The 24,225-nt window shown below is 45.3% G+C and carries 19 protein-coding genes; 5 read left to right on the forward strand and 14 right to left on the reverse strand.

What is annotated here, in order from left to right; all coding sequences use genetic code 11:
• Positions 1–250: 250 nt before the first annotated feature.
• Both WA381_RS16355 and WA381_RS16360 read left to right on the forward strand, forming a co-directional pair.
• Positions 251–2,950: a TonB-dependent receptor gene (locus WA381_RS16355; RefSeq protein WP_156086540.1), complete on the forward strand. Its 2,700-nt coding sequence runs from the start codon at positions 251–253 to the stop codon at positions 2,948–2,950.
• Between the two features lie 203 nt (positions 2,951–3,153).
• Positions 3,154–4,089 carry a rhamnogalacturonan acetylesterase gene (locus WA381_RS16360; protein WP_156086539.1) on the forward strand — a complete coding sequence of 312 codons (936 nt, stop codon included), beginning with the start codon at positions 3,154–3,156 and terminating at the stop codon, positions 4,087–4,089.
• A 144-nt stretch (positions 4,090–4,233) separates the two neighbouring features.
• On the opposite strand, the gene WA381_RS16365 is transcribed toward WA381_RS16360, so the two are convergent.
• The 11 genes from WA381_RS16365 to kduD all read right to left on the reverse strand — a co-directional run bounded on the left by WA381_RS16365 (position 4,234) and on the right by kduD (position 16,115).
• Positions 4,234–5,205 carry a sugar kinase gene (locus WA381_RS16365; protein ID WP_014976838.1) on the reverse strand — a complete coding sequence of 324 codons (972 nt, stop codon included), beginning with the start codon at positions 5,203–5,205 and terminating at the stop codon, positions 4,234–4,236.
• Positions 5,202–5,840, reverse strand: a complete 639-nt coding sequence (gene eda, locus WA381_RS16370) for a bifunctional 4-hydroxy-2-oxoglutarate aldolase/2-dehydro-3-deoxy-phosphogluconate aldolase (protein WP_014976837.1) — start codon at positions 5,838–5,840, stop codon at positions 5,202–5,204. The genes WA381_RS16365 and eda overlap by 4 nt, the downstream gene beginning before the upstream one ends.
• Entirely contained in the window at positions 5,840–7,381 is a 1,542-nt protein-coding gene (locus WA381_RS16375) for a mannitol dehydrogenase family protein (RefSeq protein ID WP_156086538.1), read from the reverse strand. Before WA381_RS16375 ends, eda begins: the two co-directional genes overlap by 1 nt.
• 2 nt (positions 7,382–7,383) lie before the next feature.
• Positions 7,384–8,799 (reverse strand): glucuronate isomerase, encoded by a 1,416-nt coding sequence (uxaC, locus tag WA381_RS16380; RefSeq protein ID WP_039225321.1) that lies wholly within the window; start codon positions 8,797–8,799, stop codon positions 7,384–7,386.
• 11 nt (positions 8,800–8,810) lie between these two features.
• Positions 8,811–10,301 carry a UxaA family hydrolase gene (locus WA381_RS16385; protein ID WP_061486045.1) on the reverse strand — a complete coding sequence of 497 codons (1,491 nt, stop codon included), beginning with the start codon at positions 10,299–10,301 and terminating at the stop codon, positions 8,811–8,813.
• Between the two features lie 209 nt (positions 10,302–10,510).
• The gene (locus tag WA381_RS16390; RefSeq protein WP_014949874.1) at positions 10,511–11,527 is read right to left on the reverse strand and encodes a LacI family DNA-binding transcriptional regulator; all 1,017 of its coding nucleotides are present in this window, start codon (positions 11,525–11,527) and stop codon (positions 10,511–10,513) included.
• 146 nt (positions 11,528–11,673) lie between these two features.
• Positions 11,674–12,969, reverse strand: a complete 1,296-nt coding sequence (locus tag WA381_RS16395; protein WP_014949873.1) for a TRAP transporter large permease — start codon at positions 12,967–12,969, stop codon at positions 11,674–11,676.
• Positions 12,969–13,454, reverse strand: coding sequence for a TRAP transporter small permease (locus WA381_RS16400; protein ID WP_061486044.1), 486 nt, complete (start codon positions 13,452–13,454; stop codon positions 12,969–12,971). The genes WA381_RS16395 and WA381_RS16400 overlap by 1 nt, the downstream gene beginning before the upstream one ends.
• Before the next feature lie 2 nt (positions 13,455–13,456).
• Positions 13,457–14,440 carry a TRAP transporter substrate-binding protein gene (locus WA381_RS16405; protein WP_061486981.1) on the reverse strand — a complete coding sequence of 328 codons (984 nt, stop codon included), beginning with the start codon at positions 14,438–14,440 and terminating at the stop codon, positions 13,457–13,459.
• A 30-nt stretch (positions 14,441–14,470) separates the two neighbouring features.
• Positions 14,471–15,316 (reverse strand): 5-dehydro-4-deoxy-D-glucuronate isomerase, encoded by an 846-nt coding sequence (kduI, locus tag WA381_RS16410; protein ID WP_061486980.1) that lies wholly within the window; start codon positions 15,314–15,316, stop codon positions 14,471–14,473.
• Between the two features lie 40 nt (positions 15,317–15,356).
• A complete protein-coding gene (kduD, locus tag WA381_RS16415; protein ID WP_014976831.1) occupies positions 15,357–16,115 on the reverse strand; it encodes a 2-dehydro-3-deoxy-D-gluconate 5-dehydrogenase KduD in 759 nt (252 codons plus the stop codon).
• Between the two features lie 178 nt (positions 16,116–16,293).
• On the opposite strand from kduD, the gene WA381_RS16420 reads away from it, so the two are divergent.
• The 3 genes from WA381_RS16420 (at position 16,294) to WA381_RS16430 (ending at position 21,684) form a co-directional block, all read left to right on the forward strand.
• On the forward strand, positions 16,294–17,523 hold the full coding sequence (locus WA381_RS16420) for a DUF4861 family protein (protein WP_156087346.1): 1,230 nt from the start codon (positions 16,294–16,296) through the stop codon (positions 17,521–17,523).
• A 452-nt stretch (positions 17,524–17,975) separates the two neighbouring features.
• Positions 17,976–19,832, forward strand: coding sequence for an alkaline phosphatase PhoX (locus tag WA381_RS16425; protein ID WP_156086537.1), 1,857 nt, complete (start codon positions 17,976–17,978; stop codon positions 19,830–19,832).
• A gap of 109 nt (positions 19,833–19,941) precedes the next feature.
• Complete coding sequence (locus WA381_RS16430; RefSeq protein ID WP_061486979.1) at positions 19,942–21,684, forward strand: hypothetical protein; 1,743 nt, start codon at positions 19,942–19,944, stop codon at positions 21,682–21,684.
• 31 nt (positions 21,685–21,715) lie between these two features.
• On the opposite strand, the gene WA381_RS16435 is transcribed toward WA381_RS16430, so the two are convergent.
• From WA381_RS16435 to WA381_RS16445, 3 genes are read right to left on the reverse strand one after another with little or no spacing between them, the layout of a single operon-like run.
• Positions 21,716–22,309 (reverse strand): DUF1989 domain-containing protein, encoded by a 594-nt coding sequence (locus WA381_RS16435; RefSeq protein WP_014976827.1) that lies wholly within the window; start codon positions 22,307–22,309, stop codon positions 21,716–21,718.
• 27 nt (positions 22,310–22,336) lie between these two features.
• Positions 22,337–23,002 carry a guanitoxin biosynthesis heme-dependent pre-guanitoxin N-hydroxylase GntA gene (gene gntA, locus WA381_RS16440; protein ID WP_014949864.1) on the reverse strand — a complete coding sequence of 222 codons (666 nt, stop codon included), beginning with the start codon at positions 23,000–23,002 and terminating at the stop codon, positions 22,337–22,339.
• Between the two features lie 22 nt (positions 23,003–23,024).
• Positions 23,025–24,008, reverse strand: coding sequence for a glycosyltransferase family 2 protein (locus WA381_RS16445; RefSeq protein WP_014949863.1), 984 nt, complete (start codon positions 24,006–24,008; stop codon positions 23,025–23,027).
• Positions 24,009–24,225: the final 217 nt, after the last annotated feature.

Raw genomic sequence — 24,225 nt, forward strand, 5'->3', positions numbered from 1 at the left:
TATAGAGAATGAATTAGAATTGACGCGTTTTCGCTTCCTTAACAGCCAAGACGTGCTATCGGATAAATGTAAAGCATTGACGGTATTAATCACCAAAATGTTATCCGGTGGCATAAAGGGAAGTGAAATGGTTAAATACGATAAATGTTGAATTTGTGTAAATTTGAATAGTTCACACACGTTTCAAAAGCATCTTCACCTTTTGTCAGTATGCGCGTCTCTTATAAATATAAAAACCGGAGAAACAACAATGTTACCAAAGAAAAAGCAACTCGCTGTTCTTGTTACGCTAGCGTTGTCAGGCGCACATATTCATGCGCAAGAAGCCACAGACGAACAAGCCAGTGAAACCGAAGCGCAAAATATGGAAGTCATTGAAGTATCAGGCTTTCGTGGATCACTTAATAAATCACTGATGGAAAAGCGAACATCAGTTAACAGTAAAGAATCAATTGTTGCGCAAGACATTGGTAAATTCCCGGACTTAAATATTGCTGAGTCAATTCAACGTGTACCCGGCGTAGCCATTTCTCGTGAAGGTGGAGAAGGGCGCCAAATTACTTTGCGTGGTTTGAGCCCTTCATTTACCCGTACAACACTTAATGGCATGGAAGTGCCAGCAAGTACAGATGGCACAGACTCAGGTGGCGGTGTAAACGGTGGACGTGGCTTTGACTTTAACATTTTCGCTTCTGAATTGTTCAACCGCGTAGATATTCAAAAATCTCCTACCGCCTCTATGGAAGAAGGCGGCATTGCAGGTACGGTTGATCTGTACTCGGCAAAGCCGTTTGATTACGACGGTTTTAAATTCGTTTCATCTCTTCAAGGCGGCTATAACAGCATTACAGAAGAGACCGATCCTCGCGCCGCTTTCATGATCAGCAACCGTTTCGCTGACGACAAAGTCGGTGTGCTTTTCTCGGCCGCGTTCTCAGAGCGCACAGTAAGACAGGAAGGTTTTGGTACAGTTCGTTGGACTACTCCAGTTCGTGATGGTGGTGGCATCTTTGGCGATACATCAAACACGGTTGTTAACGGTACACCTGACGTAGATGATTGCCAGTATGAAGGTGAGTCGGTAGACCCGATTAATTGTTTATGGACTCCTCGTTTACCTAGACCTGACTACTTTGGTAATGATCAAGAGCGTGTAGGCTTCACCGGTTCAATTCAGTGGGCTGCAACAGATAATTTCACACTAACGCTAGACGGTTTAGTGTCCAAACTTGATAACACCCGTACCATGTATAACTTCTTCCACATGTTCAGAAGTACATTCGAAGAAATTACACCTACCTCCATTACTGTTCATCCTAATGATCAACAGGTGCTGGCTGGTACGTACGACGGTATCAAATCGCGTATTGAAAGCCGTTTACAAGAATCAACCACTGATTTTAGCCAATTTGTAATTTCTGGCGAGTGGTTTATTGGTGAAAACCTTAAACTTGATATGATGGCAGGTACTGCAGAGTCTGACGCTCGTTCAGAGCAATATCGTTACAATATGACGCTGCTGGAAGAAACCAGCTACGGCTTTGACTTTAGCAATAACAGCAACGCGCCAGAAGTGACTTACGGTTACGATGTTAACGATGCAAGCAACTATAATCTAAGCGATGGCCGATTACGTGCTACTGATGTATTGCGTGAAAACGACACGGTCAAATTTGATGCGACATACTTAGGTGATGAAGTCACTATTAAGGCTGGCTTTGCCTACAATGACCGTGTTGTAACCTACAGTGAAGAGCAAATAAATGGCTTCCCAGATCAAGACTCGGCAGTAGGTTTTGCTGAAATTATGCCGGTAGACGATTTCGGAAGTGGTTTTGATGGCCCTCTTGACCCGTTCCTTGTTGCCGACTTTGACGCTATTAATAGCCAATTGTTAGATGTGGTTTGGACACCGCGCTCTGCACAAAGCTGGCAAGTAGGCGAAGAAACATCAGCTATGTACCTTGAGCTTGATACGAGCTATGAGATTGCCGACATGTTACTTCGCGCTAATTACGGTGTGCGTTATGTGAAAACAACCACAACCTCTGAAGGCTTTATTCAAGGCGAAACGGTACAAATCGAAAACGAGTACAATAACTTTTTACCAGCAGTTAACTTAGCACTTGAAGCAACTGATGACGTAGTTGTTCGCCTTGGCTTAACACAGTCTATGACTCGTCCAAGCCTGAACTCATTAAACCCTGGTAACCCAAGCTTTGATTATATTAACGGCTCGGTGAGCGTGGGGAACCCATTCCTTGATCCGTTTACGTCGAACAACGTTGACTTTGGTGTTGAATGGTACTTCGATGACGAAGCGCTACTAGCAGCAACAGTGTTCTACAAAGACATTGATAACTGGATTGTTCGCGCATCAGAAGAGCGTTTAGTCGACAGTGCTTACTACGACTTTATCGACAACGATGCACAGTTTGACCCTGTAATTGCGCTAGACCCTCGCACTATTCCATACGAGCATAGCAGTCCAATTAACGCTGAAGACAGAAGTGTAAGCGGTTATGAGTTAATTTATCAGCAGCCGCTAAGTTTCTTACCAGGACTGTTCGAAAACATGGGTATCGTGTCGAACTATACGCACGTTAACGCTGACGACATCGAAGGTATGAGTGAAACATCGTACAACTTTACGGTGTATTACGAAACAGACCAATACGGTGCGCGTGTGTCAGTTAACAAACGCGACGATTACCTGACAGACTTTACTGGCAGCAATGGTAACGTTGCGCACGGTACGACAGGACCTACGCAGGTGGATTTCTCGTCATTTTATAACGTAAACGACGAGCTAACGTTGACCTTTGAAGTCATTAACCTTACCGATGAGTACGAGCGCTTGTTTACCACGGGTGATGGCTCTTTGAACTTGGTACGTGAGTACAACCACACGGGCCGTCAGTTCTTCCTTGGCGCTCGTTATACTATGTAAAAAAACAGGCCGGCCAATTATGTTGGCCGGCCTGAGATAATAATTAAATGTTGTGTTCCGTGAAGACGGGTGTGTTTGGCCATCGTAATGATGGCCTTTTTTATGTGCAAAAAGTGTAGGCCGGGAGGAGTTCAGCACGCCTCTACCTCACTTTTTGAGCAATTTGCATCGCAACAATAGAAATATTGAGAAGGAGAAAAGGTGTGAAAAATTCAAGTAAACCCACCACAGGGATAATATTCACCGCGCTTCGCTTCAGTCTTGCAAGCGTTTTGGCTGTATCGAGTACTTCTGCAGTGGCAGACCAGCAAGGCACGAGTACACTTCACATTAGTTACGCGGCGCAATTTAGCGCTTATGCACTTACCAGTTCGGGTTCCCAAAGTGCTTCAATCCAAAGCGCTACTTATAAAGGCAGTGAAGAGGCTGTAAAAGCTCCACCCTACAAAAAGCCAGTTACCCTACATCTGGTCGGCGATTCAACCATGTCAGACAAGCCTATGTTGTCGTATCCAGAACGTGGGTGGGGGCAATTGCTTCCTGAATTCATGCTGCCCAATCTTAATATTAAAAACCACGCGGCTAACGGCAGAAGCACAAAGCGATTTGTAGATGAGGGACGCTGGCAGCTTCTGTTATCCGATCTGTCTGAAGGTGATTTTGTGGCTATTCAGTTTGGTCATAACGATCAAAAACAGTCGGATCCTGCTCGCTATGCCGACCCGGAAAATGCTTATCCAGCTTACTTGAATCAGTTTGTTCAGGATGTTGAAGCAAAAGGTGCATCAGTGATTATCGCAAGTAGTATTTGCAGGCGTCATTTCACTGAGGAAGGTGTATTAAAACGGACGTTGCTGGCGTATGCCGATGCAGCGAAGAAAGTGGCAGCACAAAATAACGTGCCATTTATTCCTATGAACGCTTTAACTTGCGATTTTCTTGCTAAGGTAGGCGAGCCTAACAGCAACCATTACTTCATTAAGGTGCCTGCCGACCTATATGCGCGCTACCCTGAAGGAAAAACGGACGACACTCACTTGAACGTAGTAGGCGCGGCTAAAATGGCGCAAATATTCGTGCGAGAGCTAAAAGCGACAGCGCACCCACTGGCAAAATACGTATATCGAGACACGTTGTAAGCTCACATAAAAATGAAGTGGCGCGTGATTGCGGGCGTGCCGCGTTTTTTAGTGGGGGATCGCCTTTATCTTAATTAGCGTGCTTGCTTATCGTTACAATGGCAGGAAATAGAAGAGAAAAGAAAGAGGAATGTCACATACCGACTATAGCGACGGTATGTGATTAGTGAAGGCATCGCCTGATATAATGGCACCGGGGTAGGTAATCACAGTCGCTGCCACTTTTGCCCCATAGCTCGCGCTCTCAACAGGTTTTCTACCTGCAAGTCGAGCGGCCATATATCCGCCATTAAATGCATCGCCAGCAGCCGTTGTATCAACCACCTGTTCAACACGCTCAACAGGCACAATACATTGTTCTTGTTGACGGAGTATATGAACGCCAACCGCTCCGTTTTTCATCACGATTTCTTCAATCTGTTTGTCGGCTAAATAGCTAAATATTTCATCAGCATTAGTGTGGCCAAACAGCATTAAATGGTCGTCTGCACCTGGGAACGCCAAGTCTGCTTCAGCATATGCCTTACCCGTCCAGTATTTGGCATCTTCTTGAGATGACCAAAGGCGAGCTCGATAATTAGGGTCAAAGGCAATCTTACTGCCTTTGGCCTTGAGGGACGAAATTAGTTCGAAAAGTGTAGCGCGCTGTTCGTCATCTAAAATGGCAATAGAGATACCGCTCAAATAAAACCAATCACAAGCAAATTCAGCGCCCTTCATAATGTTGAGCGTCTGTGTTGCCGCAGATTGGTTACGCCAATATGCAAAGGTTCTTTCACCTTCGTTGTCGTTGCGGATCATATACAGGCCAAGGTTACGCGACGACGAGCGAAACACTAAATCAGTGTTAATTTCGTGCTCACCCATTTTAAACAGCAGCTCATCGCTTAAAAAGTCTGCGCCGATCGCCGTTAAGTAACTAATGGAAGATGAAGGCAAGCAGCGTTTTAAATAAACCGCAGTGTTGTACGTGTCGCCAGCAAAGCTTTTCGCCATCAGATTATTATCTGTGTTTTCATCGCGCGTACTAACTGATGACTCACGCTGAGTGCTTCGAAGCTCTACCATGCACTCGCCAAAAATAACCATTCTTTGGTTGGTATCAACTATGCTCATGCCGCAGCCTCATCAAACAATGTTAGGCTTTGTTGACATGCCAAAGTTATAGCTTGCCAATTTTTTGCTTCAATGGCTGCCTTCGGCATCATCCATGTACCGCCTACTGCTCTTACATTGCCAAGCGAGAGATACTCATTCGCGTTGTCGCCATTAATGCCGCCGGTAGGGCAAAAGCAAACATCGCTAAATACGCTTGAAATCGCTTTAAGAAAAGGTGTTCCGCCGCTAAGACTCGCAGGAAAGAACTTCATTTCGCGAATGCCTTTTTGGTGCGCCAAAAGAATATCGGCAGGCGTAGCGACGCCCGGCAAAAAGGGTGCATTAGACGCAATCAGTGTATCGAGCAATGTCTCTGAGCTTGTGGGCGTTATCAAAAATTGCGCGCCTGCATCCAACGCTTCAAATACGTGGTTGCGATTTAACAATGTGCCCATACCCACAACGAGTTCAGGAAACTGTTTTCTAATCGCTGACAGGGCTTCAAATGCTGCGTCGCTGCGTTTCACTACTTCTATGTTGCACAGGCCGCTATTTGCAATTGCTTCTGCTAGGTGAAGCCCCTCGTCAACAGATTTAGGCTGAATAATAGGGAGTAATGGGGCGCCTTTAAGCATGGAAAAGGTACTTTTCATCACGCGGTTCCTTTTAGTGAATCTAGCGAACTTTCTGTTAACGTAGTGGGAGCAGAACCTTGCTGACCTTCGTTGCTGTTTTCGTGCGATAAAATGTTAAGCAGCTGATTAACTTTTTCGAGCACTTTTTCTTTGAACGTAGTGTTTACCGACAGTTCAGCGAACATGGTTTCAAGAGATAGCAATTTTTTAGCAAGTTCTATTGCCTGAAAGTCTACCGATTTTGCTGTGGCCCTTAACATACTATCTAGCGGGTCGGTGATAGTTTCGTTTAAACGTGCCTTGTTATTTACAAATAGGCACCAGGCCGCAACGGCACTGCAGAGCAAATCAATATTTCGTTTTGCTTTTAGGTTATCGCGTACTGTGTCGAGAATTCGAAATGGGATTTTCTGTGACCCATCCCAAGCAATTTGCGACAACAGGTGGCGAATATGCTTATTCTCATAGCGCTTAACAATGTCTTGTGCGTAAGCGTTCAGATCGAAGTCTTGTGTTCCGCTATCGGCATTCTCGTTATCACTGGATAGAGACGGAACAATTTCTTCTTTCAACATGGTTTGAATCAGTTGCTTTATGGCTGGGGTACGCATTGCGTCGAATACGGTTTCCTTGCCAAGCAATAACCCTATGTAGGCCAGTGTTGAATGTGTGCCGTTTAGAATGCGAAGCTTAGCTTTCTCAAAGAAGCTCACATCATGAGTAAAAGTAACGCCAACTTTATCCCAAGCAGGTCGTGGGCCAGAAAAATTATCTTCAACCACCCATTGAGTAAATGCCTCTCGCTGAATAGGCCAGTTATCAGTTAAACCCAGCTCAGCGGCAACGTTGGCTTTAAAGCTGTCTTCAGTTGCTGGCGTAATACTGTCAACCATGGTGCAGGGGAAGGCGATGTTCTCGCTGATCCATTGGCCGAGTGATTCGTCCGTTTTATTGGCGAACTCGGTCACCGCTTTTTGCAGCTTTTTACCGTTGTCTGACACGTTGTCACAGCTGATAATGGTAATATCTGCATAGCCTGCCTGCTTACGTTGTGCTAGCGCTTGCACAATTAGGCCAACTGCACTTACCGGTGTTTCTGGCGTGACTAAATCAGCTTTAATATCCGGATGATCAGTATCTAGATGACCTTGCGCATTAAGGCAATAGCCCTTTTCTGTCACGGTAAGCGTCACAATTTTAGTTTGCTTGTTTACCAGTGCAGCAACAATGTCTTCACGATCATGTGCTAATGTAGAAAGGGTTTTAATTGCGCCGATAATGTGGGTTTCAGGCTCGTTATCAACAATACACAACGCATAGAGATTGTCTTGTGTACTCAACGCTTCTTTAAGAGATGCGCTGCGCATTGACACACCGTGAATGCGCCAGTCACCGCCATAAGCCAGCGCCTTTTCGGTATAATACGCTTGGTGCGCACGGTGAAAGGCACCTGGACCAATATGCACAATGCCACAACCGGTTGCTTCCAGATCGTAATTTGGTTTACTTACGCTGTCACTTAAAAGAGGTAGCGTTGAAATTGATAACGGCTTTGTCATGATTACCCCAGTTTGTACGCTTGTTTAGCAAAATCATAAGTTAGTTTTCTTGCAATGCTGGCCGCTTCTGTTTCACTGATGCGGTGCTCCACAACTAACTGTGCAAGGAAGCGACAATCAATGCGTCTGGCAACATCATGACGTGCAGGAATAGACAAGAACGCGCGCGTATCGTCATTAAAACCAACAGTATTGAAGAAACCTGCGGTTTCTGTCACTTGATGTCTAAAGCGCAACATGCCTTCAGGGCTATCGTGGAACCACCAAGAAGGACCAAGTTTCAGGCAAGGGTAGTGGCCTGCAAGTGGTGCTAATTCACGGCTGTACGTGGTTTCATCTAATGTAAATAGAATAATGTCGAGGTTAGGCTCGTTACCGTATTTACCGAGTAACGGGCGAAGCGCTTTAACAAAATCTGTTTGCATTGGAATGTCGTGGCCTTTATCGCGACCAAACTGTGTAAAGAGCTGACTGTTGTGGTTTCTAAACGAACCAGGGTGAATTTGCATCACCATGCCGTCTTCTACACTCATTCCCGCTAATTCGGTAAGCATTTGCGCTCTAAATAGCTCTTGCTCTTCAGCGTTACTGTTTCCACTTCTTACTTTATCGAATAAAGCAATACACTCAGCTTCACTTAAATCAGCTGTGTTCGCCGTTGGGTGTCCGTGATCTGTTGCTGTTGCACCGTGCTCTCTAAAGACGGCACGTCGTGCACGAATTGCGTTCAGGTAGCCCTGCCAGGTTGCAGTGTCTTCACCGGTGAGTTCACCAAGTTTCTCAATGTTTGAAACAATATCTTCGCGTGAAGCATCGACTACATCATCAGGTCTAAAGGTGGTGATAACCCGCTTTGCCCACGGTGTATCTTTAATCGCTGCGTGATGGGGAAGGGCATCAAGCGCGCCTTCGGTGGTAGCAATCACTTCAATATTGAAGCGGTCCATCAGCGCACGGGGTTTAAAGTCATCCCCTTGAAGCTGCGCAGTGATGTGGTCGTAATAATGCGTTGCGTTGTCGCTACACAACATCTCTCGCAAACCAAATACATCGTGAAATACAGTGTCTAACCACAAACGCGATGGTGTGGCAGCAAATAGATGATAGTTATCTGCCAGAAGTTTCCAGATTTTACGTGGATCCTTTTCCGTTTCGCCGCCGTCCCAACGTGGCACACCAATATCGGTTAATTTAATACCTTGGCTATACAGCATTCTGAACACATAGTGATCAGGGGTGATAAACAACTCGGTTGCATTGGTGAAATTATTGTTTTGTGCAAACCAACGTGGGTCAGTATGGCCATGTGGACTTATGATAGGGAGATCTCGAATTTCCTTATACAGCGCCTTTGCAACACTTCGGGTTGCTTCATCGGCAGGAAAAAGTCTATCTTCATGTAATAATATCGATTCCATAACGCTCTCTTTTAGAGGGTGACGCCACGTTTCCAAATAGCAATCTCATGGCTGCCATTCTTCTCGTTGCAGGTTTGTTGACCAGATGCCACTGCCAAACAATGTTGGAGTAGCGCTTCGGCACACTTATCGATAGAGACGCCTTCTAGAACTTGTCCAGCGTTAAAATCTATCCAATGTGGCTTCTTATTAGCGATATCTGAATTTGACGATATCTTGACTGTGGGTACAGGAAAACCAAGGGGCGTGCCTCGGCCTGTGGTGAATAAAACGATATGTGCCCCCGATGCTGCCAACGCCGTTGAACTAACGGCATCGTTACCAGGTGCTTGTAATAAACTTAAGCCTTTGTCTTGCTTTGGCTCGCCATACTGCAAGATAGACTGAATAATAGAGGTTCCACCTTTTTGAACCGCGCCGAGTGACTTTTCTTCTAGCGTGGTTAATCCGCCAGCTTTATTGCCTGGAGACGGGTTTTCGTAAATAGGTTGGTTGTGGGCGATAAAGTAGTTCTTAAACTCATCAATCAGCGAGTTAAACGCCTCAAATACGTCTTTGTTTTTAGCGCGATTCATTAAGAGCTGTTCGGCACCAAACATTTCTGGCGTTTCGGTTAAAATGACCGAGCCACCTAGATTACACATTAAATCGGTAACACGCCCTACTGTTGGATTGGCAGTAATACCGCTAAAAGCGTCGCTACCACCACACTTCATGCCTAAGGTTAATTCGCTAGCGTCGATCGGCTCACGTTTGTCATTAGCCATTACTTTTAACAAGTCATAAACCGCATTGACGCCTTCTTCTAACTCATCTACCACTTCTTGTGCGTTGTAGAAGCGAACCCGATTTGCCGGTTTATCAACGTGAGGCAGTAGACTCTTAAGCTGATTGTTTTCGCAACCCAAGCCTACAATTAACACCGCACCAGCGTTCGGGTGAGATGCGAGAGAGGCTAAGATAGTGCGCGTGTCATCTAAATCATCGCCCAGCTGAGAACAGCCAAAAGGGTGGGTAAATGCGCGGAATCCGTCACACTCGCTAGCGAAACGACGATTACATTCGTTGGCAATACGGTCTGCTGTTCGATTTACGCAGCCTACGGTATTGATGATCCATACTTCATTGCGAATACCCACTTTTCCATTTTCTCTTCTGTAGCCCATGAACTGTAACCCAGAAGTAAGATGGTTTTGTTTTGAAGCGGTATTTGACGGCGCGTAAACGTATTGTTCAGTGCCTTTTAACTTAGTCTTTGCGTTATGGCTGTGAACATGTTCACCAGCATTAATTTGGCTTGTTGCAGCACCAATGCTGAAACCATATTTTACGATGTCGCCACCGTCTGACAGGGTAACTAAGGCAACTTTATGGCCAGCAGGAATGTCTTGGCTAACTGTAATGTCATATTCAGCGATGTAAGTGCCAGCCACGATAGGGCAGGTTGCAACCGCAACGTTATCGTTATTATGCACTTTAACTAGTTGTGTTTTAACGTCCATTACAAGTCCTGCTTTATCTTTACGGCTTATTTAACTGCCAAGCGTTGTTAAATAAGCACTGTGTACTTAAAAAGAGCGATAGATTAGAAAACGTTGCTTTTTACGCTCTGTTTACAAATTGTTTATTTTTAACATTCTTTTTTATTGTCGTGCCACCGGTGGCATAATAGGTCGAAAAAGAAGTGTTAGCAACACTTCATTGTAAAAAATCACACTTTTTTGATTGAATCGCGAATAATTAGGTGAGGTTTGACCAGATACGTTTCGGTTTCACTAACTTCACTGCCTTCGATATGCGCGATGATTTTACGCGCTGCGATAGCTGCCATATCGCCAACGGGACGTTGAACAGTGGTAAGGGCAGGGATTACGCGGGCAGCAAGTAAGTTGTCATCGAACCCCGCGACGGATAGTTCGTCAGGTACGGTTATTCCCATTTCATGAGCCACTTTCAATACGCCTGCTGCCATTTCATCGTTGTTTGCAAAAATAGCTTTAACTCGTGGTGACTGAATAAGCAATTGACGCGCGCATTCTATACCGCTTTCGAAGCTGTTTTTACCCTCAATTACCCTGTTTTTAGGTACATCGACACCCAGGCCGTTAAGCGTTTCAACAAAGCCTTCCAAACGCTCTTTTGAGGAATAATACTGTTGCGGACCGCTGATGATACCAATGTCTTTATGGCCTAGTGAAACCATATAGCGCGCTAAGTCACTTAAAGCAGCTCTGTCGTCACTCACTACGATATTTTGATGGTCATCTAAATCTACTGACGCCATTCGCACATAGTTAATACTCTTTTGTTGCAGCGCGTCGGCTAATAACTTCGATTCGGATACCGGTGGCAATATGATGACACCATCTATGTTTGAACGACGCACAAAGTTAATACAGTCTTCTACAAAACCTTCGGCATTATAACTACAAGGGTGTACAACTAACTCATAACCCTTTTGAGAACATATGCTTAACACGCCTCTTTGTACTTGGTCTATATACAAGGCATCGGGGTTGTCATAAATCAAGCCTATCAAGTAAGAGCGGCTAGTACTTAAACCACGCGCTTGTTTGTCAGGGGCAAACCCCGTTTCTTGAATGACCGCTTCAATGCGCTCACGTGTTGCTTTTCCCACATTGGTCGCACCGTTAATGACGCGTGACACGGTACGCTTTGATACACCTGCTAGGGCTGCAACATCATTGATAGTCGGGCGCTTGTTCATAATTCTCTGTTTTTCCGCGCTATTATGTCGTTACTTCCGATATTACCATACAAATACGGGTAATACGTTTTTGTTACTTAAAAGTGAAAGTTCGTGTGATCAAACTACGCCTGACCACACTTTTCAGTTTTGATGATTCTACCTTACTAAAATCCTAGTGCACGTGGTAGCGCTTCGCTGAACCATGCGACATACGTAACTAGCATAAGAACGACAAACATAGCCACATATAAAGGTATTAGCGGTCGAATGATGTTCTCAAGTTTGGTTTTGGCAATGGCACAGGTAATGAAAAGTACGGCGCCGACGGGCGGTGAGCACAATCCAATAGACAGGTTGAGTACGAGCATGATGCCGAATTGCAGTTCGCTCATTCCAAGTTCTAAGGCCACCGGCAAAAATATGGGCGTAAAAATAAGTACGGCAGGTGTCATATCCAAGAATGCACCAACTACGATAAGCAATAGGTTGATTAAGAGAAGAATAAGTAATGGGTTATCGCTTATCGACAACAGTGCGTTACTTAAGGTTTGCGGAATGTTCTCAAACGACAATAGCCAAGACATCGCTGTTGAGGCCGCGATAAGCAGCATTACAATTGCCGTCGTTTCTGCCGCCTTCAAGAAAATATCAGGTAGGGCTTTCGCATCCACTTCTTTATAAAACACCACAGCTAACAGCAATGAGTAAACCACCGCAATGGCACCAGCTTCGGTAGCGGTAAAAACGCCGCCCACAATGCCGCCAATCACTAAGAATATGAGGAATAGGGAAGGGAGTGCTGCGATAGTTTTTTCGACAACTACTTTAATAGGAAGCCGCGGCGATAGGGGGTATCCCTTCATTTTTGCGTAGATAAAGCACACCAGCATGAGCGCTAGACCCACCATAATGCCTGGAATATAGCCAGCCATAAAGAGGGCGGCGATGGATACGCCACCGCTAGCGATTGCGTATACAATTAAGATATTACTTGGCGGAATTAACATTCCCGTAGTTGATGCAGCGGCAGTGACCGCTGCGCTAAAATTCGGCTCGTAGCCAGCTTTCTTCATTTCGGGCAACATGAAGCTGCCAATAGCAGACGTAGTCGCTACTGCAGACCCTGAAATTGCACCAAACAGCATGCAGGAAACAACATTTACTAAGGCTAAACCACCGGGAAGGGCACCAATAAGCGCCATTGCACATTCAATTAATCGCTTGGCTATCCCGCCGCGTCCCATGATAAGGCCAGATAAAACAAAAAATGGGATTGCCAAGAGCGCAAAGCTATTGAGACCACCTGCCATACGCTGGGCAATAGTAATGGTTGCCGGAGCAATGTCCATGCTCATTACCATAGCAAGCAGCGTGGCTACACCAATGCTGATCGAAATAGGAACATTTAAAAGAAGGAGTACAAAAAAGGCGACGACTAAGATAATACCGGTCAGTTCCATTACGCTGACTCCTTATTGTTGTTTCGCCAAAGTGCAGTAATGTTAACCAGTGCATAGGCAATGATAAGGCCTCCAGATAAGGGAAGCACGCTATAGATAAAGCCAATTTTCACACCTAGCGCCGCTGAGATTTGCTCTAGCTCTAATGTAAGAGACACTAGTTCAGCGCCGCCGTAAACCATCACCAAAACACAGAAGATAATGACAATGACTTCAACGCAGGTAAGTAGAAGGCGTTTCACTTTACGAGACTGACGCTCAACAATTAAGTTGAACCCCAAATGCGCGTTTTGGCGATAGGCGTAGGCCGCACCTAAGATGCCAATCCAAATAAGTATGAACCTAGACAACTCTTCGGTGACCGAAGCAGGGTCTTTAAGTACGTAACGTGAGACCACTTGCCAAATTACGGTAAGTAAAATACTTACCATGGCAATAATAAGGGTGCCGGCTAAGGCTTTATCGATGAGGCGTATTATTGTCATTGTTACATCGCTTTTATTTGCGTAATTAAGTCGCCAATTGGCGTGTCTTCAAAGCTCTTATGAAAAGGCTTTACCGCTTCAACGAAAGGCGCTTTATCAGGCGTAATAACTGTGACGCCTTCGGCTTTTACCTTTTCTAAAGAGGCTTGCGTAGATGTTTTCCAAAGTTCGCGTTGGTATTCAACAGAGTCTTCCATTGCTTTGGTTAGCCACGTTTGCTGCTGTTCATTCAAACTTTCCCATACCGGCAGCGATGCCAGCATGACGTCTGGAACACTGGTATGCTCGTCAAGACTGTAGTAACGGGCAATTTCATAATGACGTGAAAGGTAGTAGCTGGGCGGGTTATTCTCTGCGCCGTCTACAACGCCTTGCTGAAGCGCAGTGTACAGTTCTCCCCAGGCAACGGGGGTTGCAGCTCCTCCGAGTGCGCGAACTGTTGCTACTGCAGTAGGGCTGTTCAATACGCGAATTTTGAGCCCGTTCAGATCGCTTGGTGTTTCTATTGGTTTATCGTTGGTGTAAAAACTACGGCTTCCCGCATCGTAATAGCCGAGGCCTTTAAGTCGGAAGTCTTCAACACCAGATAGTAACTCATCGCCTAAATCGCAGTTTAATACACGCCAGAAGTGTTCGTTATCGCGGAAAATATAGGGAATGCTAAAAATCTTCATTTCGGGAGCAAACCCTTCCAAAGGACTTGCCGACACCTTAGTCATGGCGAGTGAGCCAATCTGCAGCAGTTCTACCATCTCCCTCTCGGTTCCCAGCTGGCTGCTCGGGTAAATAACCACACTCATTGTACCGTCAGAATAGTAATCTAGGCGCTCTCCAAGATATTCCATTGCTTTATGTACTGAGTGTTGAGTGTCCAACGTATGCCCCAAGCGCAATACGGTGACTTCGCCTTGCAGTTCATTTTGCGAACACGCCGAGGTTAGCAACAGGGCCGTGGCTGACAGTGTGAGTTTTATATACCGCAACATAATCATTACACCTAATTAGAGCAGGGCTGCTTAACGCAACTGTGAAGGCGGAAACTTATCCATATCATCGTAATCCAGGTTTTCACCTGCCATTCCCCAGATAAATGCATAGCTTCCAGTACCTACACCACAATGAATGGACCAAGGTGGCGATACCACGGCTTCTTCATTCGCTACAAAAATATGGCGAGTTTCGTGAGGTTCGCCCATGAAGTGACATACGCGGCTGTCGCTATCCATATCAAAGTAAAAGTACACTTCATTGCGTCGGTCATGTTGATGAGCTGGCATGGTGTTCCAGACAGAGCCTGTATGCAGACGCGTTAGTCCCATTTGAAGCTGACAAGTATCGACAACAGTATTGATAAGTAACTGTTTGATATCACGCTTGTTGGAGGTTTCCTGACTGCCTAAGTGAAGGATGTTTGCATCTGTGCTGCCTATTTTTTTGCAGGGATAGGCGTGGTGAGCCGGCGCCGAGTTTAAGTAATATTTGGCAGGGTTGGACGCGTTGTCCGACTCAAAAATGACTTCTTCATTGCCTTGTCCGATGTACAAGGCCTCTTCATTATCAAGGTGATAAGTGGTGCCTGAAACAGTAATGGTTCCAGGCCCGCCGATATTAATTACACCGACTTCGCGACGGGCGGTAAAGAACGGCATCTTTAACTGATCTTCAATGGTTTCTAGCGTTAGCGCTGACGTTGTCGGTACGGCACTTCCAAGCATAAAGCGTTCGTAGTGGGTGTATATCCATACGACTTCACCTTGTATCATTAGGGTATCGACTAAAAATGCGTCACGCAATTCTTGCGTGTTGTAAGCATTGGCCTCTTTACGACCGATAGCATATCGGGTATCTATTTTCTTGCTCATGTCTTTTCTATCGCTCATGGCTGTATCCCCCATTCGTTAATTAACGTGCTAGAAAGCCGCCGTCGACAGCAAGGATATGGCCGTTTACGTAATTGCTTGCTGCGCTCGCAAGAAATACCGCCGCACCTGCTAAATCATCACTTTCCCCCCAGCGATTTGCTGGAATGCGGGCACAAATTTCAGCACTGCGCGTTTCATCATCTTGCAGTGCTTGGGTGTTATCGGTTTTGATGTAACCTGGCGCAATAGCGTTCACCTGCACATTATATTGGCCCCATTCGTTTGCTAGCGCTTTCGTAAGACCCGCGATGGCGTGTTTACTCGCTGTGTAGGCAGGAACGGTGATGCCACCTGTATAACTTAACATTGATGCAATATTGATGATTTTGCCTTGTCCCCGTTCTACCATCGTCTTGCCAATAGTTTGGCTAAGTAGGAAAGCTGAATCGATGTTGACAGCAAGCACGTTTTTCCACTCGTCAAAAGGAAAGTCGGTTGCTGGTGCTCTGAAAATAGTGCCGCCGTTATTCAGCAGGATGTCGATGTGTCCTTTAATGCTTAACGCATCTTCAGCAAGTTTAACTACCGCGTCGGCATCAGCGAGGTCGGCATCTAATGCCATGGCTTGACCACCTTCACTTTGAATTTTACGTAGTGTCTCGTCACATCCACCTGGTCGAGAACTGGCGCAGATGACGAAGGCGCCAGAAGTGGCGAGTGCTAAAGCAAGCGCTTGGCCTATACCTCGACTTGCTCCGGTCACTAATGCGGTTTTACCTTCTAGGCTAAAGTTGACCATGTAATTTACCTTTCACTAAATGGTTCATGGGTATGACGAATTTTATCGACATACTAAATTGAAAAATCTCGTTAACAAAATTTAAAATAATTGCCACCGGTGGCATTTGTCAATATATTGTTTATAAATATCGTTAATTAGTTAAATGCGTTAACAACCGATGGAGAGCATAAAAGTGATGAAATTTAGTAAGATAGGTCTAATTTTGGTGCCATTATTGGCAAGTTGCTCACAAGGGGATATAAATTCGGCTTTGTCTGTTAAGGTGAAAAATTCGGCAGACGGTGGTAGCGGCGATCAAATTTTTGAAGTATCTCTGCCCCCGCAATATTCGGGGTGGAAGTTAAAGCAATATCCGTCAGAATGGATTGAGAATAGCGAAGGGCAAGCGGTGTTACTAGGTGCAGCATCCATTGCGCCAGGAAGTAGTGCGTCATTGGAACTTATGCCACCTGAGCAAGCTACGAATGTTAACCTTAAAGACCGGGCGCACGCTGAACTTTCCGTAAGAACAGGAGGAGAGTGGCAAGACGCAGTATATAGCGCTGAGGGTTTTTCTTTTGAAGAAGTTACCTCATTCACATCGCCTCCGCAATTGACCGATCATTCTTACTTTTTGCGTTACGAAGGACCAGGCTGGGAGTCTGATCAAATGGGCTATCGCCTTTATCTTGATTGGCGTAACGCTATTGATGTCTTTGTTAAAGCGAACGACAGTGTAGTATTACCTGAGGTGGGGCAAGACGGCTACGATAGCTATCATAATTTATCTTCGTGGGGTGGAGACGCGCTTAAAGTTGGTAAATCGTTGGGCGTGGGTGCGCTAGGTCGATTAACAGAACAAGAAACCCAAGACTCCTCAACGCAGACAGTTATGCACTTTCAGCATGTAGAGAATACGCAATACCAATTAGTCTCGAACTCTCAGTTGCGGGCTGAGTTCGAGGTTGGCTACGAAGGGTGGTCATCGTCTGATGCGAAAGCGGACAGCATCGACGTTACCACGCACTATCGAATTGATGCGTTTGACCCCACCACCCACATCAGCGTTTCTGTATCAGAGCCATCGGATAATATTGTCGCAGGTCTAGTGGCGCATGATGGAATGCAGGTGATTAAAGCCGAGCGTGGTGAGTGGGGCGTTGTAGCGACTTGGGGAACGCAAAGTATCTTGGCAGATAATGACAACTTAGGATTGGCCGTTGTTTATCGATTAGATCAGGTCGAAAAGGTATTCGAGGGTGAACATGACCACCTTGTATTGTTCAAACCTTTAACCGCTTTAGATTATAAAATTCTCGCGGTTTGGCCTAAGCGCAGTAGTGATGTACAAAGTGCAAAGCAGTTCGAAGATTATCTGGTTAATAAATTAAAGATGTATAATCATCCTCTTACCGTCTTAAACTAAGTATTACTTAGCGACCAGGCTAACGGGCCTTAGCGAAATGCGTAGCCCGTTAGCTTATACCATGCCTTTCTCTAATTGCCTTTTCCAACTACCCTCTTTTTCCATTTTTAGCCCATCCAACTTTCAAGCAGTTATGTGCTGTTGTGTTCACGGGCACAAAGCTCTGACCAGTATTGTGAAACAAATAATTCATAAACTGACTGAGTGGTTTAGGTTTTCTTGATTGATCATTCAATAATCCCAATGATTACAGCGCCTTCGTAAATTTTCGCATCTGTTTTAGTCGTTTTTTCAGACCCTTGTGTCAATAAAGCTTCATTTTGGTGTCAATTCACTGTCACCGGAATGTCACAAATGTCCTCCAGACTTTCGCCCGCTAAGACCGTTTACTGAGGTGAGTCTTCTGCTTACCTCCACTCAACATCGAAAACAAGTATAAGCAAGGAACTATAATGAAAAGCGAAACTCTTCGTGGAATTAAGTATTCAGCGATAGCACTGGCTGTAACACTAGGGATGACTGCCTGTTCACTGGAAGGTGACGATGGCGAAGACGGTGTACAAGGCCCTGTAGGTGAGCAAGGCCCAGTAGGAGATCAGGGCCCGGTGGGCGATCAAGGTCCTCAAGGTGATAGTGCAGGTACGCTAACACGTATTGCTACGGTTCCACTTGGTGCAGAAGTGACCGGTATATTCTTAACAGACGAAGGCGATTTATTTTTTAACGTTCAGCACCCGTCTGGCACTAATGCGGCGACAACCAGTGTAAATGCAATGCCTATCAACACCGGTACAGTGGGCGTGCTTGCAGGTGCTAACTTCAACAATCTGCCAGTAACATTACCAAATTCACCTGTACCAAGCTCAGATGAAGAAAAAGAGCTGGTGGTTTCTGCCATTGGTCAATATCAAGTACTTGGACAAACGGGCGACACTTTCGGTACTGACCTACCAGAAGGCTTAGGTCACATCTACACGTTGGATGGCGAAGAGTTGGTTCTTGAAAATGACATGCCTGATTTTAACGGCTTCATCTCAACCGCCGAAGGCGAAGGTTACCTTTTCTCGAACTGGGAAGAGCTTCCTGGCGGTATGAGCCGCATGAAAGTTGAAAAAGACGAGTTTGGTATGTGGGAAGTAACTGAAGCCATGATGCTGGATTTCTCGCCAGTGTGGGGAACGGCGGCAAACTGCTTTGGTTCAATGTCACCTTGGGGTACACCGCTTACTTCAGAAGAGTGGGTGGTTGATTCGGCGGTGGATACGACAACATCACCAAGCTGGAATAACCCAGAGGCCGTTTCTACAGATGCGCGCTTAGGTCGTATGTGGCAAATGACGGCGCCAGATGCGCCAAACCCGTACAACTATGGCTACATTGCGGAAGTAACAGAGCCGTTGGCTGATGAGCCGGTTGTTGTTAAGCATTTCGCCATGGGCCGTTACGAGCATGAGAACTCAACGGTCATGCCTGACGGAAAAACGGTTTACCTTTCTCAAGATGATACGGGTGGCGTACTGTTTAAGTTTGTCGCAGACACAGCTGAAGACTTATCGGCAGGTACACTTTACGGCGCTAAGCTCACTCAGGACGCAGGTCAGAATGATCCTGCGACAACTGGTTTTGCGGTTGAATGGGTGGAATTAGCTAGCGGTGATAACCTGACTATTCGCGCGTGGATTGATGAATACAATGGTATTGGTACCGACGATTACGTGGATGGACAAAGTTCTTACATTACTATGGCCGACGTTCAAGCATGGGCTGATGGCGATGCGACCTATCCAACGGTAGAGGAAGGTGGCTCTAGCGTAACAGCAGGACAGCCAATGGATAACCGCGTAGCGTTCTTAGAGAGTCGTGCAGCGGCCCGTCTTAAAGGGGCTACCGCAGAGTGGAGAAAACTGGAAGGTATCTCAATCAACCAGAAACGCGCAAAGGAAGCGGTTGAAGGTGTAGATACTATCGAAGGTGAAGTGGTACAGAATGCATACCTTTACATCGGCATCGCTGATATCGACAACACAATGATTGACGGTGAAGGCGATATGCAGCTTTCAGCCCGCGTTAAAGACTGTGGTGGTGTTTATCGTGCCAAGCTTGAAGAAGGCTATAACATCTCTCGTATTGAACCTGTGGTGATGGGCGGTACGTACCGTTCAAGCCTAACTGGCGCCGAGCGTTGTGACGTTGAACAGCTTTCTCAACCAGATAACGTAGTGGTGATGAACGACGGCCGTATTCTTATCGGTGAAGACGGTTTCCAAGAAAACAATACGCTGTGGATGTATGAGCCAGCAGATAAGTAAGTTTTCTTTTTAATTTAAAAATACTCCGGGTACCTAGGGCCTGTTAACCTTTGGTGTACAACAAAGGTCAACAGGCCCTACGTACCCGGATTTTTCCGTTGTGATGATTATGAAAATGTTAAAAATAACTTCAGGTGTAGGCATTCTGCTTTCACTACTTATCAGTGCAGGATGCACTGATAACACGGGTACTGACGTGAACAATCAGTCAAACTATGAGCAAAACTCAACAAGCTTTACAGTTGACACACAACTGCCTACTTCTACTCACGAAAAGACCGACAGTACCCACGCTTATCCTTATCAAGAAGGCGATGCTATTCCCGCTCTGGCATATATTGAACACGATGAAGTGTATAACCCTGAATCGGTTATTCCTCCCCAGTGTTACACCAAAACAGAAGGTGTTAACAACCCATGTTATGCATGCCACCAAAGTTACGATTCAATGGAAAAGCGTCCTAATCAAATGGGCGATGGCACGTTACAGGGCAACTACGAATTTTCTGACGTAGGGTTAACAAACAGCTGGAAAAACCTGTTTATTGACCGTACATCACTAATTGCGGGCATTGATGATGACACGATTAAAAAATATATAGCGCAAGACAACTATACCGCTTCGCTTAACAATGACGCCATGCCAGACTACATGCGTATTGAAAATTTGAGCGCCGCTGATAAGGCATTTGATGGCGACGGGTTTGCTAAAGATGGCAGTGGATGGGTGTCGTATAATTACAAGCCTTTCCCAAGTACTTTTTGGCCGACTAACGGGTCAACTGGCGATGCTATGATCAGGCTTCCTGAAAGCTTTCAAACGCTAAAAGGCAAGTATAATAAGGCTATCTATACATTAAACTTAAGCTTGGTTGAAATGGCACTTAAAGAGCTGGATACGTTAACTGTGGCGCCGGTCAACGAATTAGCGTTGAACCTTGACGTAAACCAAGACGGAAAACTCACCAATTTAGTGACTGAAATCGCTCGTTTGTCGCATTATGTTGGCGACGCAAGCAATGTTCCGCTAGCGCACATGCTTTACCCCGAAGGTACAGAATTCTTACATACCGTGCGCTACATTGGCGTGGATGAAAACGGGCATATTTATAACGCGCCGCGTATGAAGGAAGTGCGCTACATGAAAAAGCATATGTTCAGAAGCAGAGAAAGCTTAGCATCTGCCTATTATGCGGAAGCAAAAGATAAGCATTTTGAAAAGCTGCCTCAAACCCGCTACTTAGGTGAAAAAGGAATAGACAACGGCTTTGGCTGGACAATTAATGGCTTCATTGAAAATGAGCAGGGCGAACTTCGTGCACAGCACGCTCAAGAGCTTGCGTTTTGTAACGGCTGTCACAAAACAGTAGGGTCAACCTTTGACCAAACATTTTCATTTGCACGGAAAGTTCCCGGACAAGCGGGGTGGGGCTATATAGACCTGCGTGAAATTGAAGATGTGCCAAATATCAACGAGGAAAAAGGCGAGTTTCTCACTTACATGGAGCGCGTGGGCGGTGGCGATGAGTTCCGTCAAAACGGAGAAATGCTGGCCAAATGGTTTGATGAAAAAGGCATGGTCAAGGTGGAAGAGGTGCAACGTGCCAAGTCAGTGTACGACATCATTACTCCTTCACCAGAGCGCGCGTATGCGTTGAACAAAGCGTATTTGACCATAGTGAAAGAGCAAAGCTATTTGTTCGGTCGCGACGCAACGCTGACTAAGGCGACTAATGTGTTAAGCACTATTGATGCCGAACAGCCACCGCTTAAGCCTGAACATCGTTTCAAGTGGGATATGCGACTTAACTGGCAACAAGAAAAGCCAAGCGCCATTGCAGAAGCTCGGTAGCGCTTGTTTATTTAGAAGATAACGCTCGCGGCTAGATGTTAGCCGCGGGTAAAATTTCAAACTGAATCGGTTTGTAACGGAAGTTATTTGACTCGCCCGCTGAACACGCGGTTAACCCTACGATTAGATCCATCTTTGCTTCAAATATTGTGTAATCACCGGCATTAGACTTAGGAGGAAGAACAGATATTTTACCCTTGGCGTCTACCTCCACATTCATAAAGGTATTGAATGTGGTACAAACGTGATGCTCTGGGATGTCAAACTCTGAAAAAGCCGCGACTAAATTGCCGTGGCACCCAGGTACAGGCTCTTCATTGGGATAAAAATGCTTAAACGTGTCAACACTGCAAGGAGTCAAAAGAAAGTCATGGTCTTCTACAGTGTCTTCAATAATTTCGAACATCACGTTACTTTGATTAGAGTATAGCAAGCTGCCTTTTTTGAATTGGATGCTTTCATTGTAATCTAAACTTCGTCCTGAAGAGATAAACTCATTTTTATCGTGTTCATTGAACGCATAGAGGTCAGCCACTTGTTCACCTTCTGGATCAATAACTTTAAGTCTTTCCCCTTTTTTCATAGTAAATGCAGTGCCGCTTCTTGGCTGTATAGTTTGTAACATTATGTGACTTGTCCCTTTTATTTAGGTTTAGTGCTTAATCCGCTTGAACGGGCATTCCCAGTTTTCGGAATGTTTTACACCACTATATTGATATACCTCTGAGCTATCACCATGGTTTGCGAGTAGCTCATTTTTACTTCCGCAGTACGCGGTATCTCGTTTACGAATGTGGTCTTTGAATGCTTCAAAACGCTTCTGCTTTCTCAACATGTCAAATTGCTCGTGTAAATTAAACACGATGGCAGGGTAGGGAAATCGACGGCTTTTTCTTGATGCATTTGGATGCAGTCCAACTACAAAGAAACCCTTTCCGCCTAAACTCAAGCTAAACTGAGCGTTATGAGGGTCACTTGATACTTTACTATCCCAAGGTTTTAAACAGGCGTCAATCTCGTGTAAACGCTGCAATTTTTCCCATAAAACCCGATCAAATTCAGTTTCGCTTATCGTATCTGGAAGCTCAAAAGTTGCGACCAAAGAGGAGTACATGTCCCGTTCAAGATCAAACGACTCTACAAATTGGTGAATTGACGCCAACATATCTGTCTCATTGAGAGGACAGCGAATATCGTCGTATTGATTCACATGAATTTGGCTTTTATTGAGGGCTGTTTTGGCTCCGACGCAGGGGAAATCGGCTTCCCCTACAAACGACAAAAAGCGCTCGGTTAGATTCGGTTTCAATAAAGACATTCCATATCTCCCTGAAAGCGTTTTATGCGGTCGTGCTTAAAAGGTCAGAGCCTTTCTCCGGCGAATGAAAAGACGTAAATTCAACATTGTTTTGGGCGTTGGTTACCGTTAATTGCTCAACCGGCGCGTCCGCCTTGTCTTCCTCTACCTGCTGGGGGAGGTGCTTGATCTTAATGCCGTTTTGCTTGAAGTCAGCATTAATAAAACCTTGGTCTGCATACGCGTTCAATACATTGACACATGGGTAAAATCCCCATTTCGAGTGAAAACGCTGTGCATTATGAACAAAGTCTAAAAGGTGATTTATCGGGCATTGATAATTAGGCCGGTGTGGTGCAAATGTTCGCGTGGGCAATTGCTCTAACGAAAACCCTAATGCCCTACAGTTAGTGAAGAAATCTTCGTCGTTTAGTCCGAAACCCGCGTAGCCTTCATCGAAGCCGCCGGTTTTCTGAAAGTCTGCCTTACGAATAAAAAACACTGTAGAACAAATACTATCGTCACTAAACTTTCCATGATTAATTTCCTGATCTCTTGAAGGTATTTCGTTATTGTCGTCTTCGGGTAACGTGTCGTCATTACTTGCTAAATAACCGATTTCTTTTTCATCTTTTGAAATTTGTCGGTAGGGCTTACAACAGCGCTCGTTGGGTAAAAACACCACTGATGTGAACACTACGGTGTTGTCACGAAGCGCAAGCAAGCCATCTCTAAAAAGCGATGGGGCAATAACTGCGTCTACGTTTAGGTAAACTAAATTCGCGTGCTTGGCCGCTGACATACCCTTGTTGCGCGCTTTCGCTATCGGAAGAGCATCTTGAGTCACAAACTTGTGAACAATGTCGAATTTGTCACTGCGTACGAGTGACAAATCAGAAGGAGGTGCCATCCAAACAATGACTAGCTCATCTGGCGTTGGAGAGCATTGCTCTAACTGAGTAATCAAATTGGCCAGTTTCTCAGTTCTGCTCTTAACAATAGTTACTGCACTTATTGGTGAACGCATACTCTTCCTCCCTTTCTAATTTGTTGAACCTGTAATAACGACGACATGAAACGTTGAACGTTATACTTTCGTAGAAGCAAAGAGTGTTCCTGTTTTGTAAATTATTGATTTTTTGATAAAAAGTGTAATTTCAAGTTCTGTTTTTGAGTGTTTGCAGCAATGGTTGAGCGCCAAGGCAAGCAAGAGGTGCAAAGTGAGAGAAAAATTTACAAACGAA

This window comes from Alteromonas sp. CH_MED4-4, from assembly GCF_037029575.1.
In the GTDB taxonomy this organism is placed as follows: Bacteria; Pseudomonadota; Gammaproteobacteria; order Enterobacterales; family Alteromonadaceae; genus Alteromonas; species Alteromonas macleodii.